Annotated in this window: 19 protein-coding genes; 5 read left to right on the plus strand and 14 right to left on the minus strand. The window is 69.5% G+C overall.

The annotated features are described in order from the left end of the window. Positions 1 to 235: 235 nt before the first annotated feature. Positions 236 to 3,202, minus strand: a complete 2,967-nt coding sequence (locus AB8M46_RS22050; RefSeq protein ID WP_394361386.1) for a BTAD domain-containing putative transcriptional regulator — start codon at positions 3,200 to 3,202, stop codon at positions 236 to 238. A gap of 88 nt (positions 3,203 to 3,290) precedes the next feature. Further along, positions 3,291 to 4,001: a DJ-1/PfpI family protein gene (locus AB8M46_RS22055; RefSeq protein ID WP_394361387.1), complete on the minus strand. Its 711-nt coding sequence runs from the start codon at positions 3,999 to 4,001 to the stop codon at positions 3,291 to 3,293. 99 nt (positions 4,002 to 4,100) lie between these two features. On the opposite strand from AB8M46_RS22055, the gene AB8M46_RS22060 reads away from it, so the two are divergent. From AB8M46_RS22060 to AB8M46_RS22070, 3 genes are all read left to right on the plus strand, one after another. Continuing rightward, positions 4,101 to 5,078 carry a GlxA family transcriptional regulator gene (locus AB8M46_RS22060; protein WP_394361388.1) on the plus strand — a complete coding sequence of 326 codons (978 nt, stop codon included), beginning with the start codon at positions 4,101 to 4,103 and terminating at the stop codon, positions 5,076 to 5,078. Positions 5,079 to 5,119: 41 nt separating this feature from the next. Continuing rightward, complete coding sequence (locus tag AB8M46_RS22065; RefSeq protein ID WP_125735882.1) at positions 5,120 to 6,532, plus strand: YibE/F family protein; 1,413 nt, start codon at positions 5,120 to 5,122, stop codon at positions 6,530 to 6,532. An 87-nt stretch (positions 6,533 to 6,619) separates the two neighbouring features. Continuing rightward, positions 6,620 to 6,877, plus strand: a complete 258-nt coding sequence (locus tag AB8M46_RS22070; protein WP_125735883.1) for a hypothetical protein — start codon at positions 6,620 to 6,622, stop codon at positions 6,875 to 6,877. A gap of 68 nt (positions 6,878 to 6,945) precedes the next feature. Here AB8M46_RS22070 and AB8M46_RS22075 read toward each other — a convergent pair whose 3' ends face one another. Next, positions 6,946 to 7,602 carry a hypothetical protein gene (locus AB8M46_RS22075; RefSeq protein ID WP_394361389.1) on the minus strand — a complete coding sequence of 219 codons (657 nt, stop codon included), beginning with the start codon at positions 7,600 to 7,602 and terminating at the stop codon, positions 6,946 to 6,948. Further along, positions 7,602 to 8,210: an MBL fold metallo-hydrolase gene (locus AB8M46_RS22080; protein WP_394361390.1), complete on the minus strand. Its 609-nt coding sequence runs from the start codon at positions 8,208 to 8,210 to the stop codon at positions 7,602 to 7,604. The genes AB8M46_RS22075 and AB8M46_RS22080 overlap by 1 nt, the downstream gene beginning before the upstream one ends. A gap of 156 nt (positions 8,211 to 8,366) precedes the next feature. Here AB8M46_RS22080 and AB8M46_RS22085 point away from each other — a divergent pair, with 156 nt between their 5' ends. Both AB8M46_RS22085 and AB8M46_RS22090 read left to right on the plus strand, forming a co-directional pair. After that, positions 8,367 to 9,224: a peptidylprolyl isomerase gene (locus tag AB8M46_RS22085; RefSeq protein ID WP_037338911.1), complete on the plus strand. Its 858-nt coding sequence runs from the start codon at positions 8,367 to 8,369 to the stop codon at positions 9,222 to 9,224. Position 9,225: 1 nt separating this feature from the next. Then, positions 9,226 to 10,011 (plus strand): aminotransferase class IV family protein, encoded by a 786-nt coding sequence (locus AB8M46_RS22090; RefSeq protein ID WP_394361391.1) that lies wholly within the window; start codon positions 9,226 to 9,228, stop codon positions 10,009 to 10,011. Here the strand turns inward: AB8M46_RS22090 and AB8M46_RS22095 are convergent. From AB8M46_RS22095 to ruvC, 10 genes are all read right to left on the minus strand, one after another. Continuing rightward, the gene (locus AB8M46_RS22095) at positions 10,008 to 11,459 is read right to left on the minus strand and encodes an amidase (RefSeq protein ID WP_394361392.1); all 1,452 of its coding nucleotides are present in this window, start codon (positions 11,457 to 11,459) and stop codon (positions 10,008 to 10,010) included. The genes AB8M46_RS22090 and AB8M46_RS22095 overlap by 4 nt on opposite strands. Before the next feature lie 173 nt (positions 11,460 to 11,632). Further along, positions 11,633 to 12,412 (minus strand): enoyl-CoA hydratase/isomerase family protein, encoded by a 780-nt coding sequence (locus AB8M46_RS22100; protein WP_394361393.1) that lies wholly within the window; start codon positions 12,410 to 12,412, stop codon positions 11,633 to 11,635. Positions 12,413 to 12,442: 30 nt separating this feature from the next. Further along, entirely contained in the window at positions 12,443 to 14,773 is a 2,331-nt protein-coding gene (locus AB8M46_RS22105; RefSeq protein WP_037338923.1) for a bifunctional (p)ppGpp synthetase/guanosine-3',5'-bis(diphosphate) 3'-pyrophosphohydrolase, read from the minus strand. 78 nt (positions 14,774 to 14,851) lie between these two features. Next, positions 14,852 to 15,370 (minus strand): adenine phosphoribosyltransferase, encoded by a 519-nt coding sequence (locus AB8M46_RS22110; RefSeq protein WP_125735888.1) that lies wholly within the window; start codon positions 15,368 to 15,370, stop codon positions 14,852 to 14,854. Positions 15,371 to 15,478: 108 nt separating this feature from the next. Further along, the gene (gene secF / locus AB8M46_RS22115) at positions 15,479 to 16,681 is read right to left on the minus strand and encodes a protein translocase subunit SecF (RefSeq protein ID WP_350596740.1); all 1,203 of its coding nucleotides are present in this window, start codon (positions 16,679 to 16,681) and stop codon (positions 15,479 to 15,481) included. Continuing rightward, the gene (gene secD, locus AB8M46_RS22120) at positions 16,678 to 18,375 is read right to left on the minus strand and encodes a protein translocase subunit SecD (protein ID WP_037338931.1); all 1,698 of its coding nucleotides are present in this window, start codon (positions 18,373 to 18,375) and stop codon (positions 16,678 to 16,680) included. Before secD ends, secF begins: the two co-directional genes overlap by 4 nt. Before the next feature lie 207 nt (positions 18,376 to 18,582). Beyond that, positions 18,583 to 18,981 carry a preprotein translocase subunit YajC gene (gene yajC, locus AB8M46_RS22125; protein ID WP_037338934.1) on the minus strand — a complete coding sequence of 133 codons (399 nt, stop codon included), beginning with the start codon at positions 18,979 to 18,981 and terminating at the stop codon, positions 18,583 to 18,585. Between the two features lie 145 nt (positions 18,982 to 19,126). Next, complete coding sequence (ruvB, locus tag AB8M46_RS22130; protein WP_037338937.1) at positions 19,127 to 20,200, minus strand: Holliday junction branch migration DNA helicase RuvB; 1,074 nt, start codon at positions 20,198 to 20,200, stop codon at positions 19,127 to 19,129. An 8-nt stretch (positions 20,201 to 20,208) separates the two neighbouring features. Then, positions 20,209 to 20,808 carry a Holliday junction branch migration protein RuvA gene (gene ruvA / locus AB8M46_RS22135; RefSeq protein ID WP_037338940.1) on the minus strand — a complete coding sequence of 200 codons (600 nt, stop codon included), beginning with the start codon at positions 20,806 to 20,808 and terminating at the stop codon, positions 20,209 to 20,211. Next, positions 20,805 to 21,389, minus strand: a complete 585-nt coding sequence (gene ruvC, locus AB8M46_RS22140) for a crossover junction endodeoxyribonuclease RuvC (RefSeq protein WP_037338943.1) — start codon at positions 21,387 to 21,389, stop codon at positions 20,805 to 20,807. Before ruvC ends, ruvA begins: the two co-directional genes overlap by 4 nt. Positions 21,390 to 21,425: the final 36 nt, after the last annotated feature.

Raw genomic sequence — 21,425 nt, forward strand, 5'->3', positions numbered from 1 at the left:
AGAAACGCGCGCGCGTGTCCTCACCTGATCAGCCGACTCCGGATTGAGACACACCCCAGCTCTGCGAACCGGGTGACGCCTCCTGCCCTCTGAAGGCGTCACCCGGCCACGAGCACGCGCCGCCACCCCCAGTTCCGCGAATTCGGGGCGGCGCGAAGTCCGCTCACATGAGCAGCAGTCAACACACCGGCGCCATAACTTCGCCAAACGCCGTGACCGTGAAGCCTCCGCCGGGCTAGGCCGGAGTCACCCCGAAGCGGATCTTCGTCAAGGCTTCACGAGCCCGATCCCGCTGACGTCCGCTCTCGTCGACGGCGGAAAGGCCCTGGAGGGCACGTAGTTCCCACACCGGGAATCCCAGTTCCCGGAACAGGCCAGCCGCGGTTCGGAGCCCTTCGGCGGCTTCGGTCGCGATGCCTTCGTCGGCCCGTAGACGTCCGAAGCTGAGCAGGGCGTATCCGCCGCCTCGGCGGTCTCCGAGCTCGCGGAAAGTGCTCATCGCCAGGCTCAGGTGCTCGGCGGCACGGCCGTGTTCACCCGCCAGGCGCAAGGACTCGCCGAAGCTTCGATGCGTATAGGCGGCGGCGTGCCGATGCCCGACGTCTTCGAACAGTTCCAGCGACCGCGAAAGGCATCGTTCGCTCTCCCCCGCGTCACCGGTTTTGGCATGGAGGTCACCGAGGCTCCGGAGGACGTGCGCCTCCCAGTGACGTTCACGCGAACTGCGCGTGCCGATCAGGGCGCTCGTCAGCAGCGCGCCGGCCTCGTCCAGGCGGCCGTTCCGTCGCAGGACGTCGGCGTACCGCTTGGCGGACCTGTCGTGCTGGTGCCCGTCTTCGCAATGGAGCGAAAGCAGCAGGCTCGCGTCGAAGCATTCCTTCGCCCGGCGGAAGTCGCCGAGGTCGTCCCACAGCGAGCCGAACTGCGCCGACGCCATCGCCTGTCCGGCGAGGTCACCGCAGTCCCGCAACAGGTCCAGCGCCTCCCGCAGCGCGTGGACCGCCGCGCCTGCCCGGCCGGAATCCGCGTCGACGTCGGCGAGCGCGATGAGCGCGGCCCCGGTGCCCGGCTGATCACCGACGGAGCGGAACCTGTTCTCCGCCAACGAGAAACAGGTCCTCGCCCGGGCCAGATCCCCCGCGTCGGCGTGGGCGTGACCGAGCTTGAGCAGCTTCTCCGCCTCCGCGGGGACATCGAGCCGATCACGGACGATGCCGAATCCGAGCCAGGCGGAGGAACCGCCTTTCCGGGGGCCGACGAGATCGCTGTAGGCGTCGGCCAACCGCATGGCCAGCTCGGTCCAGCCATGGTTCTTCGCGGTACGGACGGCGAGCGCGAGGTTCGCGGTTTCCGCGACCCGCCAGCCGATCGGGTCGGCCGCGACGCGGTCCGCGACCGCGGCCGGGACGTCCGCGCGCCGTGCGGGCGGGTACTCGGCGCCGAGTGCGGCGGAAGCGTGTTCGGCCACCGCCGCCATCACCGTCAGCCCGCGTTTGAGGGCGCCGGGATCCGGCGGTTCCCGGAGCGCGAGCCGAGTCAGCGCCGGCAGCCGGTACCGGAGGAACCCCGCCTGATCCGGTTCGGCATGGAGCAGGTGGTCGTCCACGAGTCCGTCGAGCAGTTCCGCCGCCTCGCGCGACGGACGGCCCAGCATGGCCGTCGCGAACCAGTCGGCGATCTCGGTCGCACCAGGAAAACCGAGCAGCCGCAGGCAATTCCGTTGGCGCGCCGACAGCTCGGCGAGGGCTTCGGCGAGCACCGGGCGGACGGCCAGGTCACCGGCGGCGAGTTCGTCGAGACGCAGCCGCTCGTTCTCCAGGCGGGTCGCGAACTCGGCGACACTCAGCCGAGGCCGCTGCAGCAGTTTCGTCCCCGCCGCCCGCACCGCCAGTGGAAGACCGTCACAGCAGGCCAGCACCCGGCGGACGGCGTCGGGTTCGGCGGACGTCCGGGCTTCACCGGCGATCTCACCGAGCAGCATCCGCGCGTCCTCGTAGGACATCGCCCCGACTTCGACCGGCCTGGCGCCGGCGAGACCGGCCAGCCGCCGCCGTGTCGTGACGATCGTCGCGCAGCCGGGACCACTCGGCAGCAACGGCCGCACCTCGGCTTCGGACCGGGCGTTCTCGAGGATCACCAGCAGCCGCCGGTCGGCGGAATGGCTCTGCCACAACGAGAGCAGCCCGGCCCGGTCCGCGGGGAGTTCCGTTTCCGCAAGCCCGAGCGCGCGAAGGAACCCGGCGAGGACGTCACCGGGTTCCCGCAGATCGGCGACGAGCTGACCGTCCGGGAACCGCTTGCGCACCCGCCACGCGGCTTGGACGGCCAGCGCGCTCTTCCCCGCTCCTGCCGCCCCGTGCAGCACGATCGGCGCGGGAGACCGCACCGCGCGTGCGACTTCCGTCAGCTCTGCCGCCCTGCCGGTGAAATCCGGCGTCGCGGCAGGCAGACGGCATGGCGCGCCGCCCGCCGACCAGCCGGTTCCGGAGATCCGGCGGTGGACCGCGAGCAGGTCGTCCCCCGGTGAGACTCCGGCGTGTTCCCACAGCGCCTGGCGGCAGCGGTCGAGGACGGCCAGCGCCGCGTCCCGCCGCCCGAGACCGTGCAGCGCCTCGGCCAGCCACCCGGCGAGGCGCTCGTCGCCGGGCCGGGCGGCCAGCTCCGGTCCCAGCCGGTCCGCGACCGACTTGTGGTCACCGGCGGCCAGTTCCAGCTCCACGAGCTTGCCCAGCACCGAACAACGCCGGTCTTCGAGCCACAACCGGTGCGCCTCCACCAGCGGACCGACCGGCACGTCGGCGAAGGCCCTGCCACGCCACAACCCCAGCGCCCGTTCGAGCAGCGCCTTGCGTTCGTCACCGGTCGCACTCGCGGCCGCGGCAGTCAGCTCCGAGAAACCGGCGACGTCCAGCTCGCCGTCCGCCACCGTCAGCCGGTAGCCGCTCCGGCCGGACCGCAGCCGTTGCCGCTCGTCGTCCACCGGTATGCCGGGCGACAACGCCTTGCGCAGCTTGGAAACCGCCATCTGCACGACCGCCGCCGCACTCGACGGCGGTCCCTGCGGCCAGAGTTCGTCCACCAGGGTGTCCCGGTGGACGAACTCGTTCGGCCGGGTCAGGAGCACCGCGAGTACCCGACGGGGCTGAGCCGCCGACGGCAGCGGGACCGAGGCCGCGAGCGGGCCGAGCACCTTGAACTCCACGAACCACCTATCACCTGGACGGATGACCCGAATGTAACCCGGTGCTGTCCCCCAGATGTTGCTTTCTCACCCGGATGGCCGTCCCCCCTTACTTCCCGGTGTGCGCGAGGAGCCTGTCCCGCAACGCGGGTTCGTCCGCGAGCGCCTCGTTCACCGTGTGCTCCAGCAAGGGCTTGAGATCCCCGTACGGACGCTTCGACCAGTCCAGCGGACCCTGCGGCGGCTCCGGGTCGTACTCGATGACGAACTGGATCGTCCGGGCGATCTCGGCGCCGACGAGCCGCTCGACCAGGTGCAGCGCGAGGTCGATCCCCGCCGACACCCCGGCGGCGGTGATCACGTTCCCGTCCTCGACCCAGCGCTCCGCGACCGGTTCCGCGCCGAACGCGCCCAGCAGTTCACGGAACATCCAGTGCGTCGCGGCCTTTCGCCCCTTCAACAGCCCGGCCTGCCCCAGCAGCAGCGATCCCGTGCACACCGACGTCACGAGCTCGGCGTTCGCCGCGGCGCCACGCAGATATCCCACCAGTTTCTCGTCGGCGAGCGCCTTCAGCGTCGGCGCGGCGCCACCGGGCACGAGCAGCGCGTACGGCGACGGGACCTCGTCGTAGGTGTGGGTCGCCACGAGCTTCAACGGGTTGTCGGTGGTGACCGGGTCCTTCGTCTCGCCGACCACGACGGTCCGGTATTCCTGCGCCGTGCTCGCCATCCCCTCCAGCACGGTCAGCGGTCCGACCATGTCGAGCGGGGTCATCCCCGGGTACACCACGAACGCGATGGTCTTCTTGTCGTCTGTCATGGGGACAACGCTGGCGGAGCGGCGGGCCTTCGGTGGCCCGGATGTCCGGATTCCTGCGAACAACGTCCGACGGCCGGGCACTACTGGTAGCGTTCGATCATGCCGGGTTCACCCAGACGAGTGTTGATCGTCGGCTACAGCAACGCCGAGTTGCTCGACATCGCCGGTCCGTCGGACGTCCTGGACGCCGCGACCAAACTCGGCGGCAAGCCGGGGTACGAGATCATGCTCGCCAGCGTCGACGGACGCGGCATCCGCTGCGAGTCCGGGCTGACCCTGCAGGCACAGCATCGGCTCGACCAGATCACCGGCGGGCTGGACACGCTGATCGTCGCGGGCGGCACCGGACACGAGGCCGCCGCCGCGGACACGCGGTTCGTCACCCACGTCCGCAGGCTCGCGCAGCAGAGCCGCCGGGTCGCCTCGGTGTGCACCGGCGCCACCGTGCTCGCCGCGTGCGGACTGCTCAACGGCCGCCGCGCCACCACCCACTGGCGGTTCGCGAACCGGCTCGCGACGAACTATCCCCAGGTGAACGTCGATCCGGTGCCGCTGTACGTGCGCGACGGCAACGTCTACACGGCGGCGGGGGTCACCAGCGGGATCGACCTCACCCTCGCGTTCGTCGAAGAGGATCACGGCCCGAGTGTCGCCAGGGAGGTCGCCCGCATGCTCGTGACCTATCTGCAGCGGCCGGGCAATCAGGCGCAGGTGAGCATGTTCCTGTCCGGTCCGCCGCCGGAGAACCGGCTGGTCCGCGACATCACGGCGTACGTCGCCGAACACCTCGCCGGTGATCTCGGCACCGCGGTCCTCGCGGAGCGGGCCGGGATCAGCACCCGGCAGCTGACCAGATTGTTCGACGCGCACCTGAGCACCACACCCAGCAGGTACGTGCGCGCCGCGAGGACCGAGAACGCGGCGAAACTGTTGTGCGGCACCGAACTTCCGCTGTCCTCGATCGCGAGGCGATGCGGTTTCGGCTCGACTGAGACGCTTCGACAAGCCTTCCTCGACCACTTCGACACCCCGCCTTCGGCGTATCGCCGTGTCCACCTTCGGCAGGCATTCGGCTAGGCCGAGTGCGGCACCTGGCGCGCACTGTGGAGGATGTGCGGGTGAACCGCCGCGACATCTCCGACGACGACACCGGCCCGATTCGCCGGGTAACGGACACCCCGTCCGATCGTTCGCCCGGAACGTCCCGTTCGCCGCGCCGGACGCCGCCGCCCGAGGGCACGCGGCGCCCGCGCCCACCGGCCCAGCGGCCGCGACCGGCGGAACCGGGCAGACGTCGCGCCGCCGAACCGAAGCCCGAACCCGAGCCGGTCGGTCACGGGCACTCGCACGGTCACGGACCGGCGGCGCCCGCCTCGCGCCGGGTCCGGTTGCTGCTGATGTGGCTGCTGATCCCGCTCGCCGTCGCGACCGTCGCCGGGATGGTCTTCCTCTACCCGTGGGGCAAGGATCCGGCGAAAAGCGTCTTCCCGCAGGGGACCCCGGTGAACGCGACGGTCACCGGGACGATCACCGGACCGTGCCTCGCCGAAGGACAGGTGCAGGTCGGCGAACCGCCACCGGACGCGAAGCCGTGTCTCACCAGCGAGCTCACGATGACCGACGGTCCCGCGTCCGGAAAGCCGTTGAAGCTCACGCTGCCCATCGAGCCGAGCACGCCGCGGTTCGCCGCGGGCGACGAGGTGGTGCTGTCCTACAACGGCGGCGACGTCGCGAACCCCGCGTCCTTCCAGATCGTCGACTTCCAGCGTGGTACGCCGCTGCTGCTGCTCGCCGGGTTGTTCGCGCTCGCGGTGATCGTCCTCGGGCGGTGGCAAGGTGTCGCCGCGCTGATCGCGCTCGGGCTGAGCTTCCTGGTGCTGGCGCTCTTCGTACTGCCTTCGATCCTCGCCGGCGAAAGTCCGCTGCTGGTGGCGATCGCGGGCGCGGGCGCGATCATGTTCGTCGCGCTGTACCTGACGCACGGGCTGTCCGCGAGAACCTCGGTGGCGGTGCTCGGCACCCTGGTGAGCCTGGTCCTGATCGGCGTCCTGTCGGCGATCTTCTCGGCCGCGGCGTCACTCACCGGTCTCGACGACAGCACCTCCCAGCTGATCGGCTCGCTCGGGCACGGGATCGACGCGCGGGGGCTGCTGCTGGCGGGTGTCGTGATCGGCGCGCTCGGTGTGCTCGACGACGTCACGGTGACGCAGACGAGCGCGGTATGGGAACTCCGGCGGGCGAACCCGGCGCTCGGCTGGCGTGAGCTGTACGGCGCCGGCCTGCGGATCGGGCGCGATCACGTCGGCTCAGCGGTCAACACGCTCGTGATGGCGTACGCGGGCGCGGCGCTGCCGGTGCTGCTGTACACGTCGCTCTCCGGGGTCGGGCTCGGCTCGATCCTCGGCGCGGAAAACATCGCCCAGGAGATCGTGCGGACGCTGGCCGGAAGCGTCGGTATCGTCGCGGCGGTCCCGGTCACCACCGTCCTGGCCGCGCTGATCGCCTCGCGGGAGCCCCAAGAGTCCCTGTAGCAACAAGCGCCCCAAAGCGCGAGCCCACCACGCGATCACGGGCCGGAGTCGGGTACGAAGAGGCCGCACCCGAGGTTCGGAGGGGCCATGTTCGCCGTGTTCGCCGTCCCGAGACAACTGACCGCGGTCGCGCGGCGTGTGCTCGTCTCGACGCTCGAAGCCGTCGAGGCGGTCCCCAAGATCGCCGCCGCGCTCGACGACGTCCGGGCGACGCTCAAGCACTCGGAGCGGCTGGCGACGTTCGCCGCGGGCGAGTTGCCGGAGATCGTCTACCAGCTGGAGGAGATCAAGGCCCGGCTGGAGAAGCTGGAGACCTCGGGCACCCGGCCGGATCGGGTGTCATGAAAGGGCCGTTCAGGACGAAAAATGTCCTGAACGGCCCTTTCATGACACACGGCGCGGTCTCGCCCGGCTCAGTCCAGGGTCGCCACGAAACGGCTGACCGCCTCCATCGTGAACCGCTGGATGTACTTCCCGGCGGGCGCCGCCGAGGCCAGCCGGTAGAGCGGCCGCTCCGCCGCCGCGTCGCCGCGTGCCTCCGATTTCAGTTGCGCCACCAGCAGTTCCGAGAATACGAGACCGTTCGCTTCGGTGTTGTTCAGCAGCGCGTTCGCCAGCTTGCGCAGCTGCAGGATGCCCAGTTCCCTGCCACCCGCGCCCGAGTAGACGGCCAGATCGACCTTCGCGACCTTGCGGCGCTTGCCCGCGTTCACCAGCAGGCTGACCGTCCGGGTCCCGCGCACGTCGCTGATCACCAGATCGATGCGCTCGGCCGCGGTCAGCTCGATCCGCCGCACACCCCACGTCCGCACGATGAGCGTGTCGCCTTCGAGCCACACCCGGCGGCGCAGGTTGTAGAACATGACGTACAGCAGCGGCAGCGCGATCACCCCGGCGACCACCAGCCCGACGATCTCACCGCCGATCAGCCCGGCGATCCCGCCGAACGCGGCCGCGAAGATCACGACACCGGCGACGCTGGAGCAGCCGCGCTTGCGGCGGAGCTTGGGGTCGTCGTGGAACAGCGGGAGACGTTCGGGGGTTTCCGGGGTCCCGGTGGGCTCGGTCATCACGCGCCCGTCCCGGCCAGGAACGGGTTCCCGGCCCGCTCGCGGCCGATCGTGGTGGCCGGACCGTGGCCCGGCAGGACGACGGTGTCGTCGGGCAGCGTCATCACCTTGGCGCCGAGGGAACGCACGAGCTCACCGCCGTCACCGGAAGACCGTCCGATCGAACCGGCGAACAGGCTGTCCCCGGTGAGCGCGATCCGCCCGCCTTCGGCCGCGGTCAGCCCGAAGACCACCGAACCGGCGGTGTGACCCGGTGTGCCGGACACCGTGATCTCCAGCCCGGCCAGCCGCAGCGGGCCATCGACGAGTGGCACGATGCCGTCCTTCCGTTGACCGGCGTCCTGGCCGAGCAGTGGCCGGTCCGCCTCGTGCAGATAGAGAGGTATCCCGTGGCGCGCGCCGACCTCGCCCGCCGAAGCGACGTGATCGGGGTGGCCGTGGGTGGCGAGCATCGCGACCGGCGTCAGACCGTGCTCGGTGAGCGCGGCCTCCAGCGGCTCGACGGCTTCCTCGCCGGGATCGACGATCACGCACTCGCCCCCGCCGTCCGGGGCGAGCAGGTAGCAGTTGGCTTCGAGGGGGCCTGCCGGAAAACCGACAACCAGCACGAAACGCCTCCTCAGATCTTCCGCCGAACAGGTGACAGGATGGCCCTGATCACGATCAAGTAAGCCTAGCGGCCCCTGTACGGGGGCCTCACAGGCTGTGCCAATAGACTCCCGCTACCTCAGACGTGTGACATCGAGTGGAAACCGGGAGGGCGGGTGCCGACCAACCAGCAGCGCCGCGAAGCCGCGAAGCGCAAGCTCGAGCGACAGATCGTGCGACGGGCCGAGAAGGCCAAGCGGCGCAGGATCGTCGGCTCGGTGGCGGTCGTCGGCGTCGTCGCCATCGTGGCGGGCGCGGTGTGGTGGATCGTCAGCAGTAACAGTGGTGACGATGCCGCCTCCGACGCTTCCCCGAGCTCGGCTCCTCCGACCCCCGAGGTCACCATCCCCACGGAGCGCGCTCCGATGCCGAAGCGGCCGACGCCGCTGGCGAACCCGGTGGCTTGCGACTACAAGGACGACGCCGGCAAGCAGGCTTCGAAGAAGGTGAACAAGCCGGAAGGCAAGGACGTCTCTTCGAACGGCACGGTGAACGTCGTACTGAAGAGCACCGCGGGCGACATCCCGCTGACGCTGGACCGGGCGCTCGCCCCGTGCGCGGTGCAGAGCTTCATCAGCCTTTCCCAGCAGGGCTACTTCAACGACACCAAATGCCACCGGCTCGGCACCAGCGGCCTGCAGATGCTGCAGTGCGGTGACCCCGAGGCCACCGGCATGGGCGGCCCGGGCTACACGATGCCGGACGAGGCGTTCAAGGAGATCAAGTACGGCCGCGGCATCCTCGCGATGGCGAAGACGCAGCAGCCGAACTCCGGCGGAAGCCAGTTCTTCATGGTCTACGGCGAGGCCGAACTGCCCGCGGACTATTCGGTCTTCGGCAGCATCTCCGACGAGGGCCTGAAGGTGCTCGACAAGGTCGCCAAGGCGGGCGCGAACGCGCAAGCGGGCAACGGCGACGGCACCGGCCCGCCCAACACCGAGGTCAAGTTCACCGGCGTCACGGTCAACGCCTGACGTGAAGCTGGAGATCAACGGCGCGCCCGCCCGGCCGGAAGACCTGGCGGGCGCGTTCGGTTACGGCCATTTCACCGCGATGCAGGTCCGCGACGGCAAGGTCCGCGGCCTGGACGTCCACCTTCGCCGCCTCGTGACGAGCACGCGGCGGATGTTCGGCAGCGACCTCGACACCGACGCGGTGCGCGCGTACGTACGGCAGGCCGTGCGAGGTGAGGACGCGCTGTCGGTGCGGGTGCTGATCTTCTCCCGCGCGATGGACTGGTCCGATCCCGGCGCGCCCGCGGCACCGGACGTCCTCGTCCGGACCGGGCCGCCCCGCGAGCACGAGATGACGCCGCTCCGCCTGCGGTCGGTGCGGTACGAACGAGTGCTTCCGGAGGTCAAGCACGTCGGCACGTTCGGACTCCTCCACCACATGCGTGAGGCGAAGCTGGCTGGATACGACGACGCTTTGTTCATCGACTACGACGGCCGGGTCAGCGAAGCGTCGATCTGGAACGTCGGGTTCCTCGACGGCGGCACGGTGGTCTGGCCGCAGGCTCCGGTCCTCGACGGCATCACCCAGCAACTCGTGCGACGCGGCCTGGAGCGGAACGGGATCCCACAGGAGATCCGCGACGTCCGCCCCACCGACCTGCCGGGATTCGACGCCATGTTCCTGACCAATTCGGAGTCGGTCGGCTGGCCGGTGGCGTCGGTGGACGACGTCGAGCTGTCGTACGCTCCGGAAACGGGCCGGATCCTCGCCGAAGCGTACGACAGCAATCCCTGGGACGAGATCTAGCTCGGCGCCTGGAAGCCGCCGATCGTCTGCTCGAGCAGTTCGGCCAGCCGCAGCGGGGTGCGGTCCTCGAACGCCGGACCGATGAGCTGCACTCCCACTGGAAGGCCCTGGGCGGACAGGCCGGTCGGCACCGCGGTGGCGGGCAGACCGGGCATGGTCGCCACGCCCGCCCAGACGAGCTGGTCGAAGTACGGATACCCCACACCGTCGATGTCGAGCTTGCGTCCCAGCAGATCGGGATCGTGATCATGCGGGAACGCGGGGGTCGGCGTGATCGGGCAGACCACCGCGTCGAACTCGGCGAACAGCTGCCGCCAGCCGTGACGGTGCCGTTCGCGGTGGTCGTACACCGCCAGCCAGTCGCGGTGGGTGAACACCATGGCGCGTAGCCGCGCCGCGTCGAGACTCCGGTCGTCCGTGCTCAGCCCGGCCGCGTTGGCCTGCAGTTGCTCGTACGCCTCGACGGGGAAACGCGCGACCGTGCTCGAGAACAGCAGTTGCGTGTAGAGCGTCGCGGACTCTGTCAGATCGGGGAACAACGGGCTGTACCGTTCGACGCGGGCGCCGCCGTCGACCAGCGCGTCGGCCACCCGGTTCACGCCGGCCCGCACAGCGGCCCCGGTCGGGATGAGCGGATGGTCCTCGATCACCAAGACCCGGAAGTCGCCGAGCCGCTCATGGCGCGCGGGCGGCAGCTTCACCTCGTACGCCATCCCGTGTGTCAACGGGTCCGGCCCGGCCATGACGTCGAGCAGGAGCGTGAGGTCGCGGGCGGTACGCGCCATCGGTCCGGCGACGGCCAGGTCGAGGTCGACCGGCAAGGCGGGTGCCGGCGGCGGGACCATGCCGCGGGTCGCCGCGAGCCCGACCGTCGGCTTGTGCGCGTAGATCCCGCAGAAATGCGCGGGGGTGCGCAACGAGCCGGCGAGGTCGGAGCCGATGGACAGCGCGCCGAAGCCGGACGCCAGTGCCGCCGCCGACCCGCCGGACGACCCGCCCGAGGTGCGATCGTGATCCCACGGGTTGTTCGTGGTGCCGTAGAACTCGTTGAACGTCTGGATGTCCTGCAGCCCCAACGGCACGTTGGTCTTCCCGAGCACCACCGCCCCGGCGGCCTTGAGCCTCGACACCTGCACCGCGTCTTCGGCGGGCATGAAGTCCTGGTGCTGCGGCATTCCCCAGGTCGTGGGCAGACCGGTCATGTTGAAGGACTCTTTGACCGTCACCGGGATCCCGAGCAGCGGCCGGTCCTCGCCGCGGGCGCGCGCCTGGTCGGCATCACGCGCGGCGGCCCGCGCCCGGTCGAAGTCCGGCACGCAGATCGCGTTGATCGGCTTGTCGTCCTGTTCGATCCGGGCGATCGCCTCGTCGGTCAGTTCCGCCGACGTCACCTCACCGGCACGCAAAGCGGTCGTGAGCTCTTCGGCCGATTGAAATTTCCACTCCATGAAACGACCATAAACACCTCTGGCTCAAGCCATAAAAAACTTTTTCGCGCAACAAGGCGAACGACCTGCGGAGGCATAGAAGGTGCCATACCACAAGGGTTTCCGGGGCGAGAATCGAGGCAGTAATGGTGCCACCGCGACTGTCCACACGGAACACCGCTGAAGCGCGAGCCTCAGCGATAAGTGAACTTCGGCGGCCGCCGCGCCAGGAATGCCGCCACCCCTTCGGCATAGTCCTCGCCGTGCAGCGCACCGAGCCGGATCTCGTCCACTTCGGCGTCGGATTCCTGTTGCCCCGCCACGATCTTCTCGATGATCCGGTTCATCCCGCGCACCGATGCCTGCGAACGCGAAGCCAGCGTCTCGACGAATTTCGCCGTCGAGGCTTCCAGTTCGTCCGCCGGGAAGACGTCGTTGAGCAGCCCGATCTCCCGTGCCCGCCGCGCATCGACGAGCTCGCCCGAGAGGAGGAAGTACTTCGCGTTCGCGGCGCCGACGAGTGAAACGAGCTGCCGTGTCGAGTCGAAGTGGTAGACGATCCCGAGCTTCGCCGGCGTGATGCCGAAGCGCGAACCCTCCGCCGCGAACCGGAAGTCGCACGCGACCGAGATCTGGCATCCGCCGCCGATGCAGTTTCCCTGGATCATCGCGACCGTCGGCTTCCGCGACGCCGTCAGCGCCGCCACGGCACCGTCGACGGCCTTGTCGTAGGTCTCGGCCGCGTCGGCGGTCGACCGCAGGTCCTGGAACTCGCTGATGTCCGCGCCCGCCGAGAAATGCGCGCCCGCGCCGGTCAGCACGAGGACCTTGATCGCCGGGTCCGCCTCCACCCGTGCCACCACGTCCGGGATCGCCGACCACATCCCGTAGGTGATCGCGTTCATCTTCTCCGGCCTGGTGAACGTCAGCCGTGCGACCTCGCCGTCGCGAGTGAATTCGAACCCGTCAGTCATCCTCGGACTCTAGCCGGGCCCCACCGGCGGTCACGAAGCCGAAGTGACCCGATACACGTCGTAAACGCCTTCGACGCCCCGGACCACCTTCAGCACGTGTCCGAGGTGCTTCGGGTCGCCCATCTCGAACGAGAACCGGCTGACCGCGACCCGGTCGCGCGACGTGGTCACCGACGCGGACAGGATGTTGACCTTCTCGTCCGCGAGCACCTTGGTGACGTCGGAGAGCAGGCGGTGCCGGTCCAGCGCCTCGACCTGGATCGCGACGAGGAACACCGAAGACGCCGACGGCGCCCATTCGACCTCGACCAGCCTTTCGGGCTGGGCCCGCAGGTCGTCGGCGTTGGTGCAGTCGGTCCGGTGGACGCTGACACCACCGCCGCGCGTGACGAAACCGAGGATCTCGTCGCCCGGCACCGGCGTGCAGCAGCGGGCGAGTTTGGCCCAGATGTCGCTGGCGCCCTTCACCACGACGCCGACGTCGTTCGAGCCGCGGCGGCGGGTGACGGTGGACGGGGTCGCGCGCTCGGCGAGCTCCTCCTCCGCCTCGTCGACGCCGCCGATGAGCGCGACGAGCCGCTGCACGACATGCTTCGCGCTGGTGTGCCCCTCGCCGACGGCCGCGTACAGGGAGCTGATGTCCGGGTGCCGCAGTTCGGTGGCGACCGCGCCCATCGACTCGGCGGAGACCAGCCGCTGGATCGGGAGGCCGACCTTGCGGACCTCCTTGGTGATGGCCTCCTTGCCGCCCTCGATCGCCTCGTCACGGCGTTCCTTGGCGAACCACTGCCGGATCTTCGCGCGCGCCTTGGGCGAACCGGCGAACTGCAGCCAGTCGCGGCTCGGGCCCGCCGTCTCGGCCTTCGAGGTGAAGATCTCGATGACCTCGCCGTTCTCCAGCTTGCGCTCGAGCGCGACGAGCCTGCCGTTGACGCGGGCCCCGATGCACCGGTGGCCGACCTCGGTGTGCACGGCGTAGGCGAAGTCCACCGGCGTCGAATCGACCGGCAGCGTGATCACGTCGCCCTTGGGCGTGAACACGAAGATCTCGCGCGACGCGAGTTCGTAGCGCAGCGACTCCAGGAAGTCGCCCGGGTCCGCCGCTTCCCGCTGCCAGTCGAGGAGCTGGCGCATCCACGCCATCTCGTCGACGTCCATGGCGTTCCCGTTGTGGGTGCCCTTGGTCTCCTTGTACCGCCAGTGCGCGGCGATGCCGTACTCGGCGGTGCGGTGCATCTCGTAGGTACGGATCTGGACTTCGAGCGGTTTGCCGTCCGGGCCGATCACGGTGGTGTGCAACGACTGGTAGACGCCGAAGCGAGGCTGCGCGATGTAGTCCTTGAACCGGCCCGGGACCGGCTGCCACAGCGCGTGGACGACACCCATCGCGGCGTAGCAGTCACGGACGTCCTCGACCAGGATCCGCACGCCCACCAGGTCGTGGATGTCGTCGAGGTCGCGGCCACGGACGATCATCTTCTGGTGGATCGAGTAGTAGTGCTTCGGGCGGCCCTCGACCTTGGCGGTGATCCGCGAACCTTCGAGGTGACTGGTCAGATCCGTGATCACCGACCGCAGGTACGTGTCGCGCGAAGGCGCGCGATCGGCGACCAGGCGGACGATCTCGTCGTACTTCTTCGGCTGCAGGATGGCGAAGGCCAGGTCCTCCAGCTCCCATTTGACCGTCGCCATGCCGAGCCGGTGCGCCAGCGGGGCGAGGACCTCCAGGGTCTCGCGCGCCTTGCGGGCCTGCTTCTCCGGCGGCAGGAAGCGCATCGTGCGCATGTTGTGCAGCCGGTCGGCCAGCTTGATGACCAGCACGCGCGGGTCGCGCGCCATCGCGATGACCATCTTGCGGATGGTCTCGGCCTCGGCGGCCGTGCCGAGTTTGACCTTGTCCAGTTTGGTGACGCCGTCGACGAGCTCGCCGACCTTCTCACCGAAGTCGGCCTTCAGGCTCTCCAGCGAGTAGCCGGTGTCTTCGACGGTGTCGTGCAGCAGCGCCGCGACCAGCGTCGTGGTGTCCATGCCGAGTTCGGCGAGGATGGTCGCGACGGCGAGCGGATGCGTGATGTACGGGTCGCCGGATTTGCGTCGCTGCTCGCGGTGCAGCTCTTCGGCGACGTCGTACGCGCGCTGGAGCTGCGCGAGGTCCGCGTTGGGATGCAGTTCGCGGTGGATGACGGCGAGCGGTTCGAGAACCTGCTTGACCGGCGCGGCGCGCTGCGCGGTGATGCGGCGGGCGAGACGGGCGCGCACGCGGCGCGTCGCGGACGGTGTCGGCGCCGCCCCCTGTCGCGCCGCACCGTTCTGCTCGGTGCCGTCCTTCGAGGACACCGCGGCATCGAGCTCTTGGCTCACCCGCACCTCCTGCGCTTCGTGCGGCCTTCGGACATCAAGGGTAACCGCTCCCCCTCGCGGCTCACTTGGTGCGCCCGGTCAACACACCCGGAGGGCCTCCACACGACGCCCCTCGAGCACGGAACGACCGCCGAGCGCGCCGAGTTCCATGACCACCGAAACGCCCGTGACCTGCGCCTTCGCGTCTTCCAGCAGTTTGCAGGTCGCCGCGACCGTGCCACCGGTGGCGAGCACGTCGTCGAGGATCGCGACACGCTGGCCGGGCTCGACGACACCTTCGGGCAGTTCGACGGTCGCGGTGCCGTACTCCAGCGTGTAACCGACCCTGCCCGCGACGCGGGGCAGCTTGCCCGGCTTGCGGATCAGCGCGACACCGAGGCCGCGGGCGTATCCGACGGCGGCGGCCAGCAGGAATCCCCGCGCCTCCACCCCGGCCAGCAGATCGACCTCGGGGTCGACGGTGGCGGCCAGCCCGTCGGTGACGGCCTTGAAACCCGCCGCGTCGGCGAACAGCGGACTCAGGTCCCGGAACAGCACGCCGGGTTCCGGGAAGTCCGGTACGTCGGCGATGAGGTCGAGTGCCTTGGCCAGCTCCATGTACTTCCTGCTCTCCAGTCGTGCTTCCGGGTCCCTGAACGCTAGGAAAGGTCCTTTCATTGCAAATTTTGCAATGAAAGGACCTTTCCTAGCGTTCGACGGCCGGGATTACCTCTTGCGCTTACCCGACGGACGGCCCTTGTGGGCCTTCTGGTTCCGCGCGGGAACACTCGCCGCCGCGGCGTACGCCTTCTCCTTGCGGAGCTCGGCGGCCAGCGCGTCCTCGTCGTTCGGGTCGAAGTCGTCGTCACGCTCGGCGGCCTTGCGGGCCTGGTTCGCACGCCGCGCGGCCACCCGGTCGGCCTGCTGACGGAACTTCGGGTCACGCATCTTCAGGTCCACCAGCAGCGGGGTGGCCAGCGCGACCGAGGACAGCACGCCGACCAGGGTGCCGGTGAGCTGCACCAGCGCGAGGTCCTGCAGCGTGCCCGAGCCGAGCAGGATGTACCCGACGACGAGCAGACCGAGAATCGGCAGCATCGCGATCAGCGCCGTGTTGAACGACCGCATCAGCGTCTGGTTCAGCGCCAGGTTGGCGGCCTCGCCGAAGGTACGGCGGGTGAGCCCGAGCAGGCCACGCGTGTTCTCGCGGACCTTGTCGAACACCACCACCGTGTCGTACAGCGAGAACCCGAGGATCGTCAGCAGACCGATCACCGTCGCCGGCGTGACCTCGAAGCCGATCAGCGAGTACACACCCGCCGTCACCACGATGTCGTGCAGGAGCGAAATCAGCGCCGCGGCGGCCATCCTGGTGTCGAAGTACAACGCCAGGAACAGCGTGACCGCCAGGAGGAACACCCCGAGCGCGATCAACGCCTGCCGCGAGATCTCCCCGCCCCAGGACGCGCTGACCGCGCTGTCACTGATGGCCTGGACACTCGGCTGCCCGTTGGACCCGATGGGGCCGAGGTCGCGGAACAGCGCTTCCTTGATCTTGGCGACCTCGGCGGCGTCCAGGGTGTCCGACCGGAGCTGGATGGTCGACGAAGCGCCGCTGCCGACCTTCTGCGCCTCGTCGGCCGGACGGCCGAGCGCCTCGGAGAAGACGTCCTTGGCCTGCTGCTCGCTGATCTGCCCGTTCTTGCCGTTGGCGGGCAGCTGGATCTGGGTGCCGCCTTCGAAGTCGATCCCGAAGTTGAAGCCCTTGATCCCCATCGACGCGATGCAGACCAGCACCAGCGCGCCGAAGAAGATGTACCAGCGCTTGCGCTTGCCGACCACGTCGAACGCGCCCGTGCCCACGTAGAGGCGGCGGAAGATGCTGTCGCGCTTGCCCGCGGTGGTGGTGTTGTCGTCGACCACGGTCACGCCTCCTTGACGTTCGGGCGGCCGGCGGCCGGACGGGCCGCCTTGCGCTCCGAGCCCACCTGCTGAACGGCACCGAGGCCGAGGTTCTTGGGGTTGGACAGGAACTTCGACTTCGAGCGCGAGACCATCGCGACCAGCGGGTGGGTCACGAGGTAGACCACGACGAGGTCGAGGACCGTCGACATGCCGAGCGTGAACGCGAAGCCCTTGACCTCACCGACGGCCAGCCAGTACAGGATGGCCGCGGCGAGGAAGCTGACCGCGTCCGACGCCAGAATCGTGCGCTGGGCCCGAGACCAGCCTCGCGGCACCGCGGAGCGGAACGTCCTGCCTTCCCGGATCTCGTCCTTCAACCGTTCGAAGTAGATGACGAACGAGTCGGCGGTGATACCGATCGCGATGATCAGGCCCGCCACGCCGGCGAGGTCGAGGGTGTACCCGATCCACCGCCCCAGCAGCACCAGCACCGCGTAGACCAGTGAGAACGACAAGGCGAGCGACAGGATCGTCAGCACGCCGAGCAGCCGGTAATAGAACAAGCAGTAGATGAACACGATCAGGAGGCCGAGGCCACCGGCGATCAGGCCCGCCTGCAGCGACGCGAGACCCAGCGTCGCGGACACCGTCGTCGCGTCCGAAGACTCGAACGACAGCGGCAGCGAGCCGTACTTCAGCACGTCCGCCAGGTCCTTCGCCTCGGACTGGCTGAACCGGCCGGTGATCTGGGTCTGACCGCCCAGGATCGCGGACTGGATGGTCGGCGCGGAGACGACCTGCGTGTCGAGAACGAACGCCGCCTGCTTCTGGACGTTCTTCGAGGTGAAGTCGCCCCAGATCCGGGAACCCTCACCCTTGAAGTTCAGGTTGACGACCCACTGCGAGTTCTGCGTGTCGTAACCCGAGGAGGCGTCGGAGATCTCCGTTCCGGGGAGGAACTCCGGCTCAAGCAGGTACTTCATGGTGTTCTTGTCACCGCAGGCGACCAGCGGCTTGTCGGTGAGGTCGTTGCCGACCAGCGGGTCCGACACCTTGGGGTCGCAGTTGAGGGCCGCGAAGGCCTTCTCGGCGGCTGCGGCCTGCTTCGCCTGGTCCGTCGAAAGCAGATCGGGGTTCTGCCGGAGGTTCCGGGCCTCTTCGATCTCCTTCTTCGTCTTCTCGTCGGAGTCCGCGCCCGGCTGCTGCTGCGGCGCGCCGGCGGCGCCACCGCCACCGTTGGCCGGGCTGGTCGGCGGGGCGCTCACACCCGGCGAGGACGGCGGCGCCGAAGACGGCGTGCCGGAAGCGGGCGGGGCCGTCGGCTGCTGGACCGGGGTCACCGGCTGCGACGTCACGACCTTCCGGAAGCCCAGCTTCGCGGTCTTGCCCAGGGTCTTGGCCTGGTCTCCCTGCTCACCGGGGACGGTGATGACGACGTTGCTGCCGTCGAGGACGACCTCGGTACCGCTGACGCCGATACCGTTGACCCGGCGCTCGATGATCGAGCGGGCCTGTTCGAGGGACTCTCGCGGAGGGTCGCCGCCGTCGGGGTTTCGGGCGGAAAGGGTGACCCTCGTGCCGCCTTGCAGATCGATGCCGAGCTTCGGCGTCGGCTTGCCGCTACCGGTGAAGAACACCAGGGCGTACAGCGCGACCACGATCAGGGCGAAGAAGGCGAGATAGCGTCCCGGGCGGAGATGCCCGGCCGGTGCGGCCACTGTGCTTCGGTCTCCTCGGACGGACTGGGTTTTTCCCCAATGGACTTGGCTGTTCACTCATCCGGGCGGGAGCCCGGTGGTACCGCGAACGAGCACGACTATGACGACGGACACGCACGCAGCACCGAGACACTACTCGGTGCTGCGTGAGCCCGGCGTTGGCCCCGCACCTACGAAAGTCTGGTGTCGGGGATGGCCTTACAACCGCTACTTCTTGCCGTGCTCCAGCGGAGGAGCGATCTGCGCGCCCGACTTCTCCTCGACGCGCTCGTCGTCCTTCGACTCGACGACCGGCGCCTCGACGACCTCGTCGGTGTCGACGGCGTCTTCGTCCGTCTCGACGACCGGCTCGACCTTCTCGCGGACGGCCTGGCGCAGCCAGGTGGTCACGACGCCCTCGGCGATCTCGAGGTCGATCGTGGTGTCGGCGGAAGCGTCGGCGACAGTCGCGTAGAGACCGGAGGTGGTCATCACCCGGTCACCGGGAGCCAGGCTCGAGAGCAGCTCCTGCTGCGCTGCCGCCGCCTTCTTCTGCTTACGGGTGCCCATGACGAGCGGAATCGCCACAACGAGCATCAGGAGCAGCGGCAGCAATAACTGGTTCATGATTCTCCATTTCGAGCGGACGCCGCGCGGTGCGCTGTTTTGTCCGGTTTGGCGGGGTGTGCTCTCCCCGAGTGTGCCAGGTGCCAGCGGAAACTCCACCACCACCCGTCGTCACCACGGGCCTCGAACCGTGTGAACGGTCCGTTCAGTCCTGGTCGAACAGGTTCGGGCCGCCCTGATCGCCGCGCGTGGCACCGGCCGGGGCCGGCAGGCCGAGGTGCTCCCACGCGGCCGCTGTGGCGACCCGGCCGCGAGGAGTGCGGGCGAGCATACCGGCGCGGACCAGGTAAGGCTCACACACCTCTTCGACGGTGGTCGGTTCTTCCCCCACCGCGACGGCCAGCGTCGACACGCCGACCGGGCCGCCGCCGAAGGAACGGACCAGCGCGGTCAGCACCGCGCGGTCGAGCCGGTCGAGGCCGAGTTCGTCGACGTCGTAGACCTCCAGCGCGGCACGCGCGATCTTGCGCGTGACCTTGCCGTCCGCCCGGACCTCGGCGTAGTCGCGCACCCGGCGCAGCAGCCGGTTCGCGATCCGGGGTGTGCCGCGGGACCGGCGGGCGATCTCCGCGCAGCCGTCCCGGTCGATCTCGATGTCGAGGATCGTGGCGGCGCGGCGGGCGACGAGTTCCAGTTCCGCGTCGCTGTAGAACTCCATCTGGCCGGTGAAGCCGAACCGGTCACGCAGCGGACCGGTCAGCGAACCGGACCGCGTCGTGGCCCCGACCAGCGTGAACGGCGCGATCTCCAACGGGATGCTGGTGGCACCGGGCCCCTTGCCGACGACGACGTCGACGCGGAAGTCCTCCATCGCGAGGTACAGCATCTCTTCGGCGGGGCGGGCGATCCGGTGGATCTCGTCGATGAACAGGACGTCGCCGGGCGCCAGGTTGGACAGCATCGCGGCCAGATCGCCCGCGCGTTCCAGCGCGGGACCGGAGGTGATGCGGATGGCGGCGTTGAGTTCGGCGGCGACGATCATCGCCATACTCGTCTTGCCCAGTCCCGGCGGGCCCGAGAGCAGGACGTGGTCCGGCGGGACACCACGGCGCCGCGCGCTTTCCAGGACGAGTTCGAGCTGTTCACGCACCCGCGGCTGGCCGACGAACTCGTCGAGCTTGCGCGGGCGCAGCGTGGTCTCGACCTCGCGTTCGCCCGTCTGCGGCAGCGCCGAGAGCGTCTCGTCGGTTTCGAACTCCGTCACGGCCTCATAGTCCATGTGGCCGGTTACCGCTTACGCCCGAGGGTGGCCAACGCGGCGCGCAGCACGGACGACGTCGTGTGGCCGTCGCCCTCGCCGAGCACCTTGTCGACGGCCTGTTCGGCCTGTTTGGCCGGGAAGCCGAGGCCCGCGAGCGCCTCGACGACCTCACCCCGCAGCGCGCCGGGCGCGACGACCGACGGCGAACCGTCGGTCGGGCCCGCGAGCGCGGTGACCTTGTCGCGCAGTTCGAGCGTGAGCCGCTCGGCGCCCTTGCGGCCGATGCCGGGAACCTGGGTGAGCACGGTGATGTTGCCTTCGACCAGCGCGGAGCGCAGCTTGTCGGGATCGAGGACGGCGAGGGTCGCCAGCGCGAGCCGCGGGCCGATCCCGGAGACCGTCTGCAGCAGACCGAACAGTTCGCGGGCGTCCGCGTCGGCGAAACCGAACAGCGTCAAGGAATCCTCACGGACCACGAGCGCGGTGTGCAGCATCGCCTGCTCTCCGCGGCGAAGCGTCGCGAGGGTGGCGGGGGTGGCCTGCACGGCGAAGCCCACTCCCCCGACCTCGATCACGACGTGGTCGAGACCGATGGAGAGGATTTCACCGCGTACCGACGAGATCATCGAGGCGCTCCCTGCGTCTTTGCTTGTTTGGCCGCGGCGGCGAGCCTGGCCTTGTGGTTCTTGGCGATCTCGGCCGCCCTGGCCTCGGCTTCGGCGAGCCGGACCCGCATCGGCTCGCGCCACAGGTGGCAGATGGCGAGGGCGAGCGCGTCCGCGGCGTCCGCCGGATGCGGTTTGACCTCGAGGCCGAGCAACCGCATGACCATACCGGTGACCTGTGCCTTGTCCGCACGACCGGAGCCCGTGACGGCGGCCTTGACCTCACTCGGGGTGTGGAACACGACCGGCAGCCCGCGCCGGGCCGCGGCGAGCGCGACGACGCCGCCCGCCTGCGCGGTGCCCATCGCGGTGCGCACGTTGTGCTGCGCGAAAACCCGCTCCACGGCGACGGCCTCGGGTTTGTAGCGATCCATCCAGCGCTCGACCGCGTCGGAGATCCCCAGCAGGCGCACGGCGAGATCGGCGTCCGGCGGGGTCCGCACGACGTCGACGGCCACCGGGCGGACGGTGCGGCCCGTACCGCCGTCGACCACCCCGAGCCCGCACCTGGTCAGACCGGGGTCGACCCCGAGTACCCGCACGCGTTTTCCTCCGCTCCGGCGAACATCAGTTCGAGA

Source organism: Amycolatopsis sp. SB7-3 (genome assembly GCF_041021335.1).
Classification (GTDB): domain Bacteria; phylum Actinomycetota; class Actinomycetes; order Mycobacteriales; family Pseudonocardiaceae; genus Amycolatopsis; species Amycolatopsis japonica.

Bases quoted from the DNA above. Each gene is read 5' to 3' on its own strand.
- ruvB (WP_037338937.1), bottom strand. From the start codon at position 20,200: ATGGACTATGAGGCCGTGACGGAGTTCGAAACCGACGAGACGCTCTCG.
- yajC (WP_037338934.1), bottom strand. From the start codon at position 18,981: ATGAACCAGTTATTGCTGCCGCTGCTCCTGATGCTCGTTGTGGCGATT.
- AB8M46_RS22070 (WP_125735883.1), top strand. From the start codon at position 6,620: ATGTTCGCCGTGTTCGCCGTCCCGAGACAACTGACCGCGGTCGCGCGG.
- AB8M46_RS22060 (WP_394361388.1), top strand. From the start codon at position 4,101: ATGCCGGGTTCACCCAGACGAGTGTTGATCGTCGGCTACAGCAACGCC.
- AB8M46_RS22100 (WP_394361393.1), bottom strand. From the start codon at position 12,412: ATGACTGACGGGTTCGAATTCACTCGCGACGGCGAGGTCGCACGGCTG.
- ruvA (WP_037338940.1), bottom strand. From the start codon at position 20,808: ATGATCTCGTCGGTACGCGGTGAAATCCTCTCCATCGGTCTCGACCAC.
- AB8M46_RS22095 (WP_394361392.1), bottom strand. From the start codon at position 11,459: ATGGAGTGGAAATTTCAATCGGCCGAAGAGCTCACGACCGCTTTGCGT.
- AB8M46_RS22055 (WP_394361387.1), bottom strand. From the start codon at position 4,001: ATGACAGACGACAAGAAGACCATCGCGTTCGTGGTGTACCCGGGGATG.
- AB8M46_RS22110 (WP_125735888.1), bottom strand. From the start codon at position 15,370: ATGGAGCTGGCCAAGGCACTCGACCTCATCGCCGACGTACCGGACTTC.
- AB8M46_RS22075 (WP_394361389.1), bottom strand. From the start codon at position 7,602: ATGACCGAGCCCACCGGGACCCCGGAAACCCCCGAACGTCTCCCGCTG.